Genomic DNA, 13,057 nt, shown 5'->3' on the forward strand with positions numbered 1-13,057 from the left:
CGCGGCAGGCCCTCGAGGCCGAGAAGTCCCGGGTGGGCGCGCCAGGTGAGTGTGCCGGGAGACTGCGACAGGAGGGTGCGGAGCCGATGCGCGTGCTGCGGGTCCTGAACAACAACGTGGTGCTCTCGCGCGACGACGCCGATCGCGGCGTCATCCTCACCGGACGCGGCATCGGCTTCCGCGCCCAGGTGGGCCAGGAGGTCGACCCCGCGAAGATCGTGCAGGTCTTCGTCCCCGCCGACGGCCGCGACCCCGACCACCTCGCCGAGGCGTTCGCGATGATCGACCAGGAGGTGCTGCGCGCCGTCGTCATCGCGCTGCGCGAGGCCGGGATCGAGGACGGCGAATCGGACCGCCCCACCCTCGCCATCGCCGTCGCGGACCACGTCTCCGGCGCCCTTGACCGGCTGCGCCGTGGCATCGAGATCGAGTACCCGCTGCGCGCGGAGGTCCAGACCCTCTACCCCGAGGAGTACGACCGCGCCCGCCGCCTCCTGGACGAGGTGAACCGCCTGGTCGACCCGCTCCTGCCGGAGCACGAGGCGACCGCGCTCGCCCTCCACCTCGTCAACGCCGGGTTCTCCACCGGCGACCTCTCCTTCACGTACACGATGACCGGCGTGATCCAGCAGATGCTCGCGATCGTGGGGGAGCGCTACGGGCTGGAGCTGGACCGCCACTCGATGGCCGCCGCCCGCTTCATCACCCATGTGCGCTACATGTTCGTGCGCATCCAGCAGCACCGCCAGCTGGCCGGAGAGCAGTCCCTCATCAGCCGCACCATCCGCCAGGCCTATCCGGAAGAGACTCGCACCGCCGAGCAGCTCGCCGTGATCGTGCAGCTGCGGATGGGGGAGGGGCTCTCCGAGGACGAGGTCTCCTATCTCGCGCTGCACGTGGCGCGGATGACGACGGAGGCGGAGGCCGCCGGCCCCTCGTGAGCCGGTCCGTCCGTGGACGCGGGGACGACAGGGCACCGCGCTCTGTGCCATCCTGATGGCCGCCATAAGCAATGCTTCGGCCCGTCATGGCGTCGGAGCGGACGACGAAAGGTGCCCCCATGTCGCTGTTCCTGCTCGAGATCGCCCCCTCCTTCGCCACCCGCGAAGGCAGCCAGGCTGTGCTCGACGCCCTCCTCGGCGCCGGTGACGGAGAGGCCGCCGAGATCATCGAGTCGCAGGTCGCCGCCGACCACTCGCGCCTGTTCACCGTGGTCGAGGCCGGCTCCGCGGAGGCCGCGGCCGCCGTCGGCGAGGCGGTGCGCGAGGTCGCCGAGGAGGTCCAGGGCCCGGACGAGGTGCGCCTGGTCGGCGCTGAGCTCGAGGAGATCAAGGCCCTGCGCCGCGGCGCCGGCTACCTCGTGGAGTGGGACATCCCCGCCGAGATCACAATGGACCAGTACCTCGCCCGCAAGAAGGCGAACGCCCCGAAGTACGCCGAGGTCCCCGAGACCAGCTTCCTGCGCACCTACGTGCGCGAGGACACCGCGAAGTGCCTGTGCTTCTACGACGCGCCCGACGAGGACGCCGTCGTGCGCGCCCGCGAGGCGGTCTCCACCCCGATCGACCGCATCTGGGCGCTCGGCGCGATCGAGCTCGACACCACGGGCGCCTGATGACCGCCGTCTCCGTCCGCACCGCCGTGCCCGCGGACGGCACGGACCGCGCCGGCCGCGACGGCACGGAACCCCTCGGCCGCGACGGGCTGGGCCTCGCCGCGCTGCCCGCGGCGGCGGAGCCCGTGCTCGCCCGCGTCGCCGAGAGCGCCGCGGCGGTCGATCGGGCCGAGGCGGACCTCTGGGAGGGGCCGGCCGCGCTCGGGGAGCTCGACCTCCTGACCGCGCCGCTTCCGCTGGCGGCGGAGCTCACCCACGTGCTCGCGCGCCGCTGCACCGCGACCGCCTTCGCGCTGTGGGGCCACCGCTCGTCGATCGCGTACCACGAGGCGACCGGCACCCCGCTGCCGGAGGGCGCGGAGAGCGGGGCCGTCGCCCTCGCCTCCGGCATGGCCCCCGCCTTCAAGGAGGAGGCCGGGCTGGGCGAGATCCCGCTGCTCGCGACCGACTCCCCGGACGGCGGGCTCGTCGTCTCCGGCGTGCTGCCCTGGTGCTCGAACCTCCGTCCGGGCGGCTGGGTCGTCACCCCCGTCCGCTTCGAGGACGGCCGACGCGCGGTCGTCCGCCACCGGCGCGACGCCGACGGGGTGCGGGTCAAGGAGCTCACCGGCCTCACGGCCCTGGACGCCACCGCCTCCGGCGTGCTGCTGCTGGACGAGGTGCGCATCCCCGCACAGGACGTCCTCACCCGCGACCTGCCCGCCTTCCGCGACCGGGTCCGCTCCACGTTCCTGCAGATCCAGACCGCCATGTGCCTCGGGCTCGCCGGGGCGGCGCTGGACGCAGCCGAGGCCGGGGCCGACGACGTGGCCCGGGAGGTCCTCGCCGAGGAGCTCTCCACGGCCGCCGCGGACTGGCGGCAGCTCCGCGACGGGCTCGTTCGGGGAGTGCGTGCGAGCTCCACGTCGAGATCGGGCAGCGCGCGATCGGGCGATGCCGGCGATGCCGGCGGCTCGTGGGAAGACGCGCCGACGGACGCCGTGCCGTCGGACGCGCCGTCGGGCAATGACAGCCCGGCCGAGCTGGTGCGGGTGCGGCTCGAGGCCGCGCTGCTCACCGGCCGCGCCACCCGGCTCGAGCAGAAGATCGTCGGCGGCCGCGGCTACGCGCTGGCCTCCGACACCTCGCGCCGCGCCCGCGAGGCGGCGTTCCTGCCCGTCCAGTCCCCGACCGAGATCCACCTGCGCCATCTGCGGGCGCGCGCCGGGGACGACGCGACGGACGGGCGCGCATGAGCAGCCTCGCGCTCCATGGGGTCACCCACAGCTATCCCGGCGGCGCCGGCCCCGTGCTGCAGGACCTGGACCTCGAGGTCGCCGAGCACGAGACCCTGTGCGTGCTCGGCGCCTCCGGTGCCGGGAAGTCGACCCTGGTGCGGCTGCTGGCCGATCTCGACCAGCCGCAGTCCGGGCGCATCGACCGCGGCGCGGATCCGCGCCTGCCGGCGCTCGTCCCGCAGTCCCCGGACCTCTTCCCCTGGCTCACCGTCGCCGAGAACATCGCCCTCGGCGGCCGCTACTGCGCCAACGCCGGCCGCTTCCGCGCCGAACGGGTTCCCGAGCTGATGGCCGACCTCGGCATCGCCGAGCTCGCAGGCGCCCTGCCCGCCGAGCTCTCCGGAGGGCAGGCCCAGCGCGTCGCCCTCGGCCGGGCGCTCGCCGTGGACCCCTCCGTGGTCCTGCTCGACGAGCCGTTCTCCGCCCTGGACCCCGCGATCCGCGCCGACCTGCAGACCTGGCTGCGCGACGTGCTCACCCGCGTGCAGATCTCGGCGGTGCTGGTCACCCACGACGTCGACGAGGCGCTCGTGGTCGCCGACCGCATCGTCTACCTCGACGGGCCTCGCGGGATCACCGCCGACTGGACCCCGCGGGAGGACGGCACCACCCGCGAGGAGGTGCTCGCCCACTACCGGCGCGGGGCCGTCGTCGAGGCGGGCGCGTGACCCCTCAGCGCTCCTCGCGCACGCCGTCGGGCGCGCGGGGTCCGAGCCGACGCGCCGTCCTCGGCGGCGGAGGAGCGCTCGCGCTGTCCGGCCTCGCCGGCGCCGGGCTCGGCCTCGCCGCCCGCGGCGAGGTCCCCGAGTCCCGCAGCGGGCAGGCCGGGAGCGGGTCGGGCGGCGCTGGGCGTGACGGGACGGACCCGGCCCCGCAGCGCCCGCTGCGGATCGCCTACCTCCCCATCACCGACGCCGCCCCGCTGCTCATCGCCCACTCCCGCGGCCTCTTCGCCGAGGCGGGGGTCGAGGTGGCCGAGCCCGTGCGGCTGCGCTCCTGGGCCACCATGGGAGAGGCCCTGCTGGCCGGAAGCGTCGACCTCGTCCACCTGCTGTTCCCGATGGCGCTGCAGATGCGCCTGGACCTCGGCGCCGACATCACCGTGCTCGGCGCCAACCATTCGGGCGGCTCCGCCCTCACCCTCGGCCGGGACGTGCCCGAGCTCGGCGCGCTCGCAGGCTCCACCCTCGCCGTGCCCAGCTGGTTCTCGATCCACAACGTCATCGTCCAGCAGATGCTGCGCGCCGAGGGGCTCACCCCCGTCGTGCGACGCACCGCCTCCCGCGACCGCGGCGAGGTCACCCTGGTGCCGATGGCGCCCTCGGACATGATCCCGGCGCTGGACGCCGGATCGATCAGCGCATACACCGTGGCCGACCCCTTCAATGCGATGGGCGAGACGACGGGAGCCGGCACCATCGGCCGCTTCCTCGGCGACGTGTGGCGCTCCCATCCCTGCTGCGTCACCGTCGCCTCCGGAGCGCTCCTGCGCCGCCCGCCCGAGCAGATCGCCGGCGTCGCCGAAGCCCTCGTTCGGGCCCAGATCGCCTGCCGGGAGGACCGCGCGAGCGTCGCCGCCGAGCTCGCCGGGACCTACCTCCCCCAGCCGCCTCCCGCGATCGCCGCGGCGATGCACCGCGAGGGCGCCGGGCATGCGCACGTCGCCCATCCCGAGTGGCACGGGGAGACCATCGACTTCACCCCCGTGATCAGGCCCGGCTTCACCGCGCAGCTGGTCCGCGAGATGCGCACCGCCGTGCTCGACGCACCCCTCGGCGCGCTGGCCGAGATCGACCCCGAGGACGCCCACGACCTGGTCGTCGACGACACCGCGCTGCGTGACGCCGCCCGGCGGATCGACCCCGGCTCGCTGGTCGGCCTCGACGACCCCGAGGAGATCGCCCCATGAGCCTCGTCCCCGCAGACCTCGACGCCGAGGAGCCCGACCGCCCCGAGCCCCGGGACGGCGCCGCCCTCGGGGCTCGTCACCGCGATCCTGCGCGAGGCGGGGCCGACGGGACGTCGCGGCGCCCCGGCCGTCGACGCGGCAGCGTGCGTGCGGAGCGCGGTTCTGCCCTGGCCTGGGGAGTGCTCGGCGTGCTCGCCGTGGGGCTCGCGTGGTGGGCCCTCACCGCGGTCGGCGGGGCGGGCAGTCCCATGCTCGCGGCGCTGAACCCCCTGGGCGTGCCCTCCGCCCTCGCCTCCCTGCTCGCCACCGGCGTGCTCGTCCAGGACCTCGTCACCAGCACCCTCCGCCTCCTGCTCGGCATGGGGATCGCCGCCGCCGTCGGCATCCCCGCCGGGGTGCTGATCGGGCTGCACCGGCCGACCCGCTGGGCGAGTGCGCTGCCCGTCCAGTTCGTGCGCATGATCTCCCCGCTCTCCTGGGCGCCGGTGGCCGTGGCACTGCTGGGCGTCGGCTCGGCACCGGTGGTCTTCCTCGTCGCGGCCGCGGCGATCTGGCCGATCCTGCTCGGCACCGCGGCGGCGGTCGCCGCGATCGACCCGCGCTTCGTCGCCGTCGCCCACACCCTCGGCGCGAACCGGCGCGAGATGCTGCGCACGGTGCTCGTCCCCTCGGTGCGGCCGGCCGTGCTGCAGTCGATCCGGCTCGCCCTCGGGATCGCCTGGGTGGTGCTGGTGCCCGCCGAGATGCTGGGCGTGACCAGCGGGCTCGGCTACGAGATCCTCAACGCCCGCGACCGCCTCGCCTACGACGAGATGCTCGTGGTGATCCTCGTGATCGGCGTGCTCGGCGCCGCGATCGACCTGCTCGCGCGCCTCCTCCTGACCCCGCGCCGGGGATGAGCCGGGCGGCGCTCCCGGGGCGCCGAGAACGGCTCCGTTTCCCACCAGGTACCTGCAACCCGTAGTATCACTAACGCCGGCGTCCGGAGCCGACGTCGGCCGCAGGTCCCGCCGACGCGGATCCCTGCGGCCGCGCCGCGACTCCGGCCCGCCCGAAGACACCGCCGTCCCAGGAGGAACCCGTGCCCGAAGCCGTCATCGTCGCCGCCACCCGCTCACCGATCGGGCGGGCCCGCAAGGGGTCGCTGAAGGATGTCCGGCCCGACGATCTCGCCGCGCAGACCATCCGCGCCGCCCTCGACCAGGTCCCGCAGCTCGACCCCGCCACCATCGACGACCTGCAGCTGGGCTGCGCAATCCCCGAGGGCTACCAGGGCGGGAACCTCGCCCGCACCGTCGCCGTGAAGCTCGGCCTGGACACCGTGCCCGGCGCGACCGTCACCCGCTTCTGCGCCTCCTCCATCCAGACCACCCGCGCCGCCTTCCATGCGATCGCCTCCGGCGAGGCGCGCGCCGTGATCTCCGCCGGCGTCGAGTCGATCTCGCTGAGCACCGGCAAGCTCATGGAGGAGGACGCCCGCGACCCGCAGTTCCGGGCCGCGTGGGAGCGCACCGACAAGCGTGCCACCCGCGAGATCCCCGCCCCCTGGCACGATCCGCGCGAGGACGGCGAGCTGCCCGACGCGTACATCCAGATGGGCCAGACCGCCGAGAACGTCGCCGAGCTGCGCGGCGTCACCCGTCAGGCGCAGGACGAGTTCGCCGCCCGCTCCCAGAACCGGGCCGAGGCCGCGCAGGCCTCCGGCTTCTTCGCCCGCGAGATCACCCCGATCACCCTGCCGGACGGCACCGTCGTGGACACCGACGACTCCCCGCGCGCCGGCGTCACCTACGAGGCCGTCGCCGGCCTCGACCCCGTCTTCCGCCCCGAGGGGAGCGTCACCGCCGGCAACTGCTGCCCCCTGAACGACGGCGCCGCGGCGCTGGTGCTGATGGAGGCGGAGTACGCGAAGGAGCTGGGCATCACCCCGCTCGCCCGCGTCGTCGCCACCGGCGTCTCCGGCCTCAGCCCCGAAATCATGGGCCTCGGCCCCGTCGAGGCGACGAAGAAGGCCCTCGACCTCGCTGGCCTCACCATCGAGGACATCGACCTCGTCGAGCTCAACGAGGCCTTCGCCGCCCAGGTGCTCCCCTCCGCGGAGGACCTCGGCATTCCCCACGACAAGCTCAACGTCCACGGCGGGGCGATCGCGCTCGGCCACCCCTGGGGCTCCACCGGCGCCCGACTCACCACCACGCTCCTGAACGGCCTCGCCGAGCGCGACGGCCGCTACGGCCTCGCCACCCTCTGCGTCGGCGGCGGCCAGGGCATGGCCCTCATCGTCGAGAGGATCAAGTGATGACCAGCAACGACACCCGCACCACCACCGACACCAGCAGCTGGGACGCCCCGGCGCCCGGCCACATCTCCCTCGGCGGCAACCCCGGCACCGACGAGAACCGCGACCGCGTCGACTCGGTGGTCACCGAGCGCGCCGTCGTCTCCGCCCCCGACGCGTCGGCCGCCACCCCCGAGACGCTCCTGCCCGCAACCGCGGACCACCTCGCGCTCTTCCAGGACGTCGAGGGCGAGGACCTGAGAGCCTGGGCCGACGCCCGCTCGCTCGCCGACGAGGTCCTGCCGCGGATCAACGACTGGTGGGACCGCGGCGAGTACCCGATCGAGCTCGTCGCCCGCCTCGGCGAGCTCGACCTGCTCACCGACGGCCTGGACGTGCCCGGCCACCGCACCCTCTCCCCGCTCGCGACGGGCCTGGTGAACATGGAGCTCTCCCGGATCGACGGCAGCGTCGGCACCATGGTCGGCGTGCAGGGTGGGCTCGCGCTGCGCTCGATCATGCTGCTCGGCTCCGAGGAGCAGAAGCAGCGCTGGGGCGACTCCCTCGCCACCGGCACCGAGCACGCCGCCTTCGCCCTCACCGAGCCCGACCACGGCTCCGACTCCGTCTCGCTCGAGACCGTCGCCCGCCGCGAGGGTGACGAGTGGGTGCTGACGGGCGAGAAGCGCTGGATCGGCAACGGCGCCGGCTGCCACCTCTCGGTGGTGTGGGCGCGGGTCGAGGACCCCTCCGACGAGCAGCTGAACGGTCAGGTCAGCGGCTTCCTCGTGGACCAGTCCCTGCCCGGCTACGAGGCCGAGGTGATCCGCGGCAAGGTCGCGCTGCGCGCCATCCACCAGGCCCACATCACGCTGAACGAGGTGCGGGTGGGGCTGGATCAGCGCCTGCCCGGCGCGCGCACCTTCAAGGACACCTCCAGGGTCCTGTTCGCGACCCGCGCCGGGGTGGCCTGGGGCGCGCTCGGCCACGCGATCGCCTGCTACGAGGCCGCGCTCGAGCACGCCACGACCCGCATCCAGTTCGGGCGTCCGCTCGCCAAGGCGCAGCACGTCCAGGTGCGGCTCTCGGACATGCTGCAGACCCTCACCTCGATGCAGCTGTACTGCCGCCGCCTGGCCGACCTCGAGGCGGCCGGCACCATCCGGCCCGAGCAGGCCTCGCTCGCCAAGGTGCACAACACCCGCGCCGCCCGCGAGATCGCCTCGAACGCCCGCGACCTCCTCGGCGGCTCCGGGATCCTGCTCGAGAACCGCGTGATCCGCCACCGCAGCGACATCGAGGCGCTGCACACCTACGAGGGGACCGACACGATGCAGTCCCTCATCGTCGGACGGTCGATCACAGGGACCAGCGCGTTCGCGTGAGCGGAAGGTGACGGGTCGAGCGTTTCACCATTCAGGCAGGAACGCCCGGGCTGTGGTGATCTTCCAAAGCGAGACAAGCGGAATGAGGATACCGCTCAACCCGGCGACTGTTGGCGCTCACCCAGATTAGAGAAATTCTATATTCCGCATGGGGCAACTGCCGAATAATGACGGTGATGCGATTATGGGTGCATAGGACGAGCTGCCCTCAAATATCCTTCTTTGTCGTGCGAGGAGGAGTGGGATTGCACTTTGCTTTGATTGCGTCATGGCGGGCCATCCGACCGAGCCGACTTCTCTCCGGCATGGAAGTGCGTAATTAATTCGGGGGTTAGCCTTCCCAGTTGGCGTCGAAGTTTAGGGTGTCGAGAGGGATGAATACTCGATTTGGCTCTGCGGGAGACTCGTCACCCTCTATTTGCAGGTGCCACTTCTGGCCAAGTAGGTGGCGGTGCACCTCGATCTGGATCGTCTCTCCGGGGAGCAATTTGTATTTCGATGGACCCTCCTCGGGGCCGACGACGCCGAGTGTGAATTGCACTGCCTCCCGAGTGTCTATTCGAGAATGGATCGAGAACAGAAAGTCAAATGGATAACTTTCGTGTAGTCGCAATTCCCCTACTTCGAGACCGTGGGCGTGGATCCAGCTGAGGGCATACGACGAGTTGAACTCTTGGCGAATTAGCTCAGTGTGGACTGCATTGCAGAGGTCGACGAATGGCTTTGCACTGTTGTGCAGGCTAAACGTCATGGTAGCGATCCGGTGGCCTCTTTGTTCACCTAGCCCTCCGTACATGGAGGCGAAATTGGAAGCTGAACCCCGGTCTAGGTAGCGAGTGATCTCCGAACTCCGGGGCCTTGTATGCCCATCTCGATACTGGAAAGCTCCTGTAGTGACTGGTGCCCCAAGAGAGTAAAGTACGCGTTCAATTCCCTGGAACCACCGCGGTCGTTGTAGTTGCTCGGCGATGTAGATGGCAGAGATGACCCATCGATCGATGTTGCGCTTACGGCTTTGCGCCTCGATAGTCCGCGTAGTTTCGATGAATTCTTTAATAGCCCTCTTGATTGCGCGTTCAGAGTAGTCCCCACTTAAGCCGAATCGTTGTGCGGCTCCGAGGGTTGCTGCAACAAGCACCGCTGTGAACACGGCGTCTCTAAGTGTGCCCGGAGTTGGGGCTAACGAAGCAAGTAGGGGACTTGCAAAGCTGCCGATGAGCACACCGAATGCCGCAAGGGACACTGATGTGAGTATCCAGAGTGCGTCTGGCAGATTTAGTCGCCGTCCGTGCCTAACCCGATTTGCCAACCTTGAGGCCAACACAAACATCCCATACGCAACCATGAAGAGTGTTGGTGGCAGCCACTTTCGATCATCTGTGATCATCGAGGTGTACGTGAAAGTGGCGCTGGAGATGATGGCCACAGGAACTATTCGGAACCCGGCAAAGATTACGAAGCGGGATGATAGGAAAATCTCGAGACCGTCACTGGGGCCAAAGTAGAGGCGGGGCCAGTTTACGGAAAGAATGTAATATAGACCGAGCGTGACCAGCATTCCAGATAATGTAATTAGTGACACAAGGAGGGCGTCAAGCATATAGGCCTTCTGTGGGGAGGGGGTGATCTGGCGCGGATCGCCCTATTTGTAGATGCTACCGCCGGTAAGCGTTCGATGTGTTGTTGGGGCTGTGTTCGGGGGCAATGTATGTTTGTAGAAACCGTCCGGGGGTCGCGGTGAGGGCGGGCTTTAGTTGCGAACCCTTTGGGGCTTCTAAGGGTTCTGTGCGGTAGGCGTTTAAAATGCGGCTATTGGCAAACCGGAGTGCGCAAGGCTTCGACTTGAAGCTCCAAGTGTAGTGAGAGGATCCTGTCGGTCCGCCTCGCCGACGTGGTCGATGTCGAGTTCGACGAGCTGATGGTGTTCCCGGAGACCACTCCCGCCGAACGCGTCAACGAGGCGGCCGGCACGACGCTGCTGAACGGCAAGTACTACCAGTCCTCCGCGCAGCTGTTCCTCTTCCGCGAGGGCGGCGCCGGCGTCCTCGCCGCGATGGTCTCCTCCGACGTGTTCGCGCACGAGGTGCAGAACGCGAGCTTCGGCCCCGAGGTGCGGATCGTCGCGCCCGGCGGGAAGCAGCTGATCACCCTCGAGGGCTGAGACCGCATCCCGGCAGGCGCACCGTCGCCGGTGCGCCGGAGACAGGCGGTTCCGTCAGCGGGCCGGGACTGCTCCAGCGCTGCCAGCGGCGCGTACAGCAGCGCCGGCAGGCCCAGGCGGCCGAAGCCGTCGAGGGCGAACAGGGGGATGCCGAAGGAGAGGTGGACCCGCCGCCCCCTCAGCGGGGAGCCGTCCGCTGCGCGCGTTCGAGTCGGACGACGTCCCGTCCGAAGGAGACCACGAGCAGGGCCAGCGCGAGGGCGACCACCGCGGCCGCCGCCGGGACGGGGACGACGGGGACCAGCGCGATCAGCAGCGCAACCCCCTGACCGCCGCCGATGAGCCGCCGGAACTGGCTGAAGGCCATCGGCTCCCGCAGCGCGGGCCGCACCCACGAGGCCGCCACGAAGGCATAGCGCATCAGCCCGATCGCGAGCGCCCACGGTCCCACCACCGTCGCGGCGAGCACGGACAGCACCATCACCAGCGCCGCGTCGGCCTCCATGTCGATCCGGGCACCGATCGGACCCGCGCTCCCGGTGCGCCGCGCGATCGGGCCGTCCAGGGCGTCCGTGGCCAGGGTCGTCGCGATCAGCGCGGCGAGCGGCCACGATCGCGCGGCCAGCTCCCCGCCGAGGTCCAGCACGGCCGCCGCCGCAAGCGCACCCGCCCCGAGGTGGCGCAGCAGGGTCAGGGCGTCGGCCGCCGTCACCGCCCCCGGGGTTCTCGGACGGAGCGTCGAGGCCGCCACGGGCCACGTCGCGAGAGCTGCCAGCACCGCTCCGAGGGCGAGGAGCCTCGAGGCGGGAGCGGCGAGGAGCACCACGAGCACGCCGGCGAGCAGCTGCCCGACTGCGAGCACCGCGAGGACCGTCCCCACCCGGCGAAGCCTCCCGAGAGGGGCCGGGACGGGCGATGTCGCGGCCATGTCGAGGAGCGTAGCGGGACGCCTCGGGCGGCCCGCCGGCCCCCACGGTCACGAGTCGGTGACGAGAGCGCGTGAATTGCCCCGCGACCTGCTACATTCCGCTCACCGCTGCCGCACGGGCCACCGGAAGCGCGGGCTCCTGGTCCCTTCTGCACCCCTGGCGGTCACCGATGTCCGACGGCTCCTCGCCTCAGCCCCTGCCTGCCCTCGCCCCCGGCGGCGCCGCAGACCCTGCTCCTGCTCCGTGGGCGCTGCTCGCGCCCGCGCAGCGTGATGACCCGCATGCCGACACCGCGCAGGCCGAACCTGCGCAGGCCGAACCTGCGCAGGTGGACACCTGGTCCGACCCCTCGCTGCTCCCGCCCCCGTCGGCGCCGCCGGAGCGTGCCCGGAGCAGCGCGCTGCCGATCGTCGCGATCGTGCTGTCCTCCCTGGCGCTCGCCGTGTCGGGACTCGTGCTCGTGCTGGTCCTCGTCCTCGGCGGGCTGTTCTACTTCTACGGCGGTGCGCCGTACGAGCTGAGCGATCCCGTCGGCGGGTACTCGAGCATGTACACGCCGGGCAGGGTCACCGATGCCTCCGGTGCGGTCGTCACGGACGTCGGCACCTACGACCGGCCCGCCACGCTCGGGGAGCACACCCTGTCCTGGCCGACGGTGAGCGGTGGGATCGTCGAGGTGACCGTGACCGAGGTGGACTGGGATGCGGACGCCGCCGTCGCCACCGACCCCGCGAACCCCCCGCCCGACCCGAGCGCGGGATACGTGCTGGCCACGGTCGACGTCGCGTACACGGGTCCCGGCGGCACGGTCCCGACCGAGGACCTCTACCTCTGCCTCGAGTCGACGTCCTGGGCCAGCTGCCACATGGACCTCGACGTCGCGACCGCCGCCCCGCTCCGGGACATCGGCGCCCTCACCGACGGTGACCGGGCGACCGCGATCGTCGCCCTCGAGCTGGCCGAGGGGGAGCGGGGCTCCGCCCTGTTCTCCGTCGAGACGATCGACGGCGAGCCGCTGTACCTCGCGGAGCGATGAGCGGGCGGCACGACGCAGGCGCGGGCCGTCCTCACTCCAGGTCGACGACCTCGAACTCGAGCATGCCCTCGGCCCGGGAGACCGTGGTCGACGGATCCCGCGACTCGCGCTGCTCGGCCCAGGCCCGGAAGCTCTCCTCGTCCGCCCAGCGGGTCAGGACGAAGTAGCGCTCCTCGCCCGCGACCGGGCGCAGCAGCTCGAAGCCCTCGAAGCCGGGCGCCCCGTCCACGGAGTGCTTCCGGGCGGCGAAGCGCTTCTCGAGCTCGGCCGACTGCCCGCCGGGGACGGCGAGGCGGTTGATCTTCACGACGGTCACAGGGTCCTCCTGGTGGTCGGGTGTGGGGCGGGCGGGGCGGCCGCCCGATGCGGCCAGTATCGGCGCGCAGCGCGCCGCCGGGCAGGACAGAGGGACCGAGGCGGCGGCCGGCGAGCGTGGTACGGAGGGGCCGGGCGGGCGGCCGACGGTC

13 protein-coding genes are annotated in these 13,057 nt (G+C 71.5%); 10 read left to right on the plus strand and 3 right to left on the minus strand.

Features of this window, described 5'->3' with window-relative positions:
* Positions 1-86 precede the first annotated feature (86 nt).
* The 8 genes from A4A78_RS03910 to A4A78_RS03945 all read left to right on the plus strand — a co-directional run bounded on the left by A4A78_RS03910 (position 87) and on the right by A4A78_RS03945 (position 8,464).
* Positions 87-941 carry a PRD domain-containing protein gene (locus A4A78_RS03910; protein WP_062947085.1) on the plus strand — a complete coding sequence of 285 codons (855 nt, stop codon included), beginning with the start codon at positions 87-89 and terminating at the stop codon, positions 939-941.
* A gap of 119 nt (positions 942-1,060) precedes the next feature.
* A complete protein-coding gene (locus A4A78_RS03915; RefSeq protein ID WP_062947086.1) occupies positions 1,061-1,615 on the plus strand; it encodes a DUF4242 domain-containing protein in 555 nt (184 codons plus the stop codon).
* Complete coding sequence (locus tag A4A78_RS03920; RefSeq protein WP_062947087.1) at positions 1,615-2,850, plus strand: acyl-CoA/acyl-ACP dehydrogenase; 1,236 nt, start codon at positions 1,615-1,617, stop codon at positions 2,848-2,850. The genes A4A78_RS03915 and A4A78_RS03920 overlap by 1 nt, the downstream gene beginning before the upstream one ends.
* Positions 2,847-3,560 carry an ABC transporter ATP-binding protein gene (locus tag A4A78_RS03925; RefSeq protein WP_062947088.1) on the plus strand — a complete coding sequence of 238 codons (714 nt, stop codon included), beginning with the start codon at positions 2,847-2,849 and terminating at the stop codon, positions 3,558-3,560. Before A4A78_RS03920 ends, A4A78_RS03925 begins: the two co-directional genes overlap by 4 nt.
* Positions 3,557-4,801, plus strand: coding sequence for an ABC transporter substrate-binding protein (locus A4A78_RS03930; protein ID WP_062947089.1), 1,245 nt, complete (start codon positions 3,557-3,559; stop codon positions 4,799-4,801). Before A4A78_RS03925 ends, A4A78_RS03930 begins: the two co-directional genes overlap by 4 nt.
* Complete coding sequence (locus tag A4A78_RS03935; RefSeq protein ID WP_082835172.1) at positions 4,798-5,700, plus strand: ABC transporter permease; 903 nt, start codon at positions 4,798-4,800, stop codon at positions 5,698-5,700. Before A4A78_RS03930 ends, A4A78_RS03935 begins: the two co-directional genes overlap by 4 nt.
* Positions 5,701-5,882: 182 nt before the next feature.
* On the plus strand, positions 5,883-7,100 hold the full coding sequence (locus tag A4A78_RS03940) for an acetyl-CoA C-acetyltransferase (protein ID WP_062947090.1): 1,218 nt from the start codon (positions 5,883-5,885) through the stop codon (positions 7,098-7,100).
* The gene (locus A4A78_RS03945; protein WP_062947091.1) at positions 7,100-8,464 is read left to right on the plus strand and encodes an acyl-CoA dehydrogenase family protein; all 1,365 of its coding nucleotides are present in this window, start codon (positions 7,100-7,102) and stop codon (positions 8,462-8,464) included. Before A4A78_RS03940 ends, A4A78_RS03945 begins: the two co-directional genes overlap by 1 nt.
* Before the next feature lie 331 nt (positions 8,465-8,795).
* On the opposite strand, the gene A4A78_RS17730 is transcribed toward A4A78_RS03945, so the two are convergent.
* Positions 8,796-10,022 carry a hypothetical protein gene (locus A4A78_RS17730; RefSeq protein ID WP_156488547.1) on the minus strand — a complete coding sequence of 409 codons (1,227 nt, stop codon included), beginning with the start codon at positions 10,020-10,022 and terminating at the stop codon, positions 8,796-8,798.
* 333 nt (positions 10,023-10,355) lie between these two features.
* Between A4A78_RS17730 and A4A78_RS03950 the strand changes: the two genes are divergently transcribed.
* Positions 10,356-10,625 (plus strand): hypothetical protein, encoded by a 270-nt coding sequence (locus tag A4A78_RS03950; protein ID WP_231880824.1) that lies wholly within the window; start codon positions 10,356-10,358, stop codon positions 10,623-10,625.
* A 178-nt stretch (positions 10,626-10,803) separates the two neighbouring features.
* On the opposite strand, the gene A4A78_RS03955 is transcribed toward A4A78_RS03950, so the two are convergent.
* On the minus strand, positions 10,804-11,553 hold the full coding sequence (locus A4A78_RS03955; protein ID WP_231880825.1) for a CDP-alcohol phosphatidyltransferase family protein: 750 nt from the start codon (positions 11,551-11,553) through the stop codon (positions 10,804-10,806).
* Between the two features lie 170 nt (positions 11,554-11,723).
* Between A4A78_RS03955 and A4A78_RS03960 the strand changes: the two genes are divergently transcribed.
* Positions 11,724-12,590 carry a hypothetical protein gene (locus A4A78_RS03960; RefSeq protein WP_062947093.1) on the plus strand — a complete coding sequence of 289 codons (867 nt, stop codon included), beginning with the start codon at positions 11,724-11,726 and terminating at the stop codon, positions 12,588-12,590.
* A gap of 31 nt (positions 12,591-12,621) precedes the next feature.
* On the opposite strand, the gene A4A78_RS03965 is transcribed toward A4A78_RS03960, so the two are convergent.
* Positions 12,622-12,906, minus strand: a complete 285-nt coding sequence (locus A4A78_RS03965; protein ID WP_062947094.1) for an antibiotic biosynthesis monooxygenase — start codon at positions 12,904-12,906, stop codon at positions 12,622-12,624.
* Positions 12,907-13,057: the final 151 nt, after the last annotated feature.

The sequence above is a fragment of the Brachybacterium sp. sponge genome (assembly GCF_001613775.1).
Classification (GTDB): domain Bacteria; phylum Actinomycetota; class Actinomycetes; order Actinomycetales; family Dermabacteraceae; genus Brachybacterium; species Brachybacterium conglomeratum.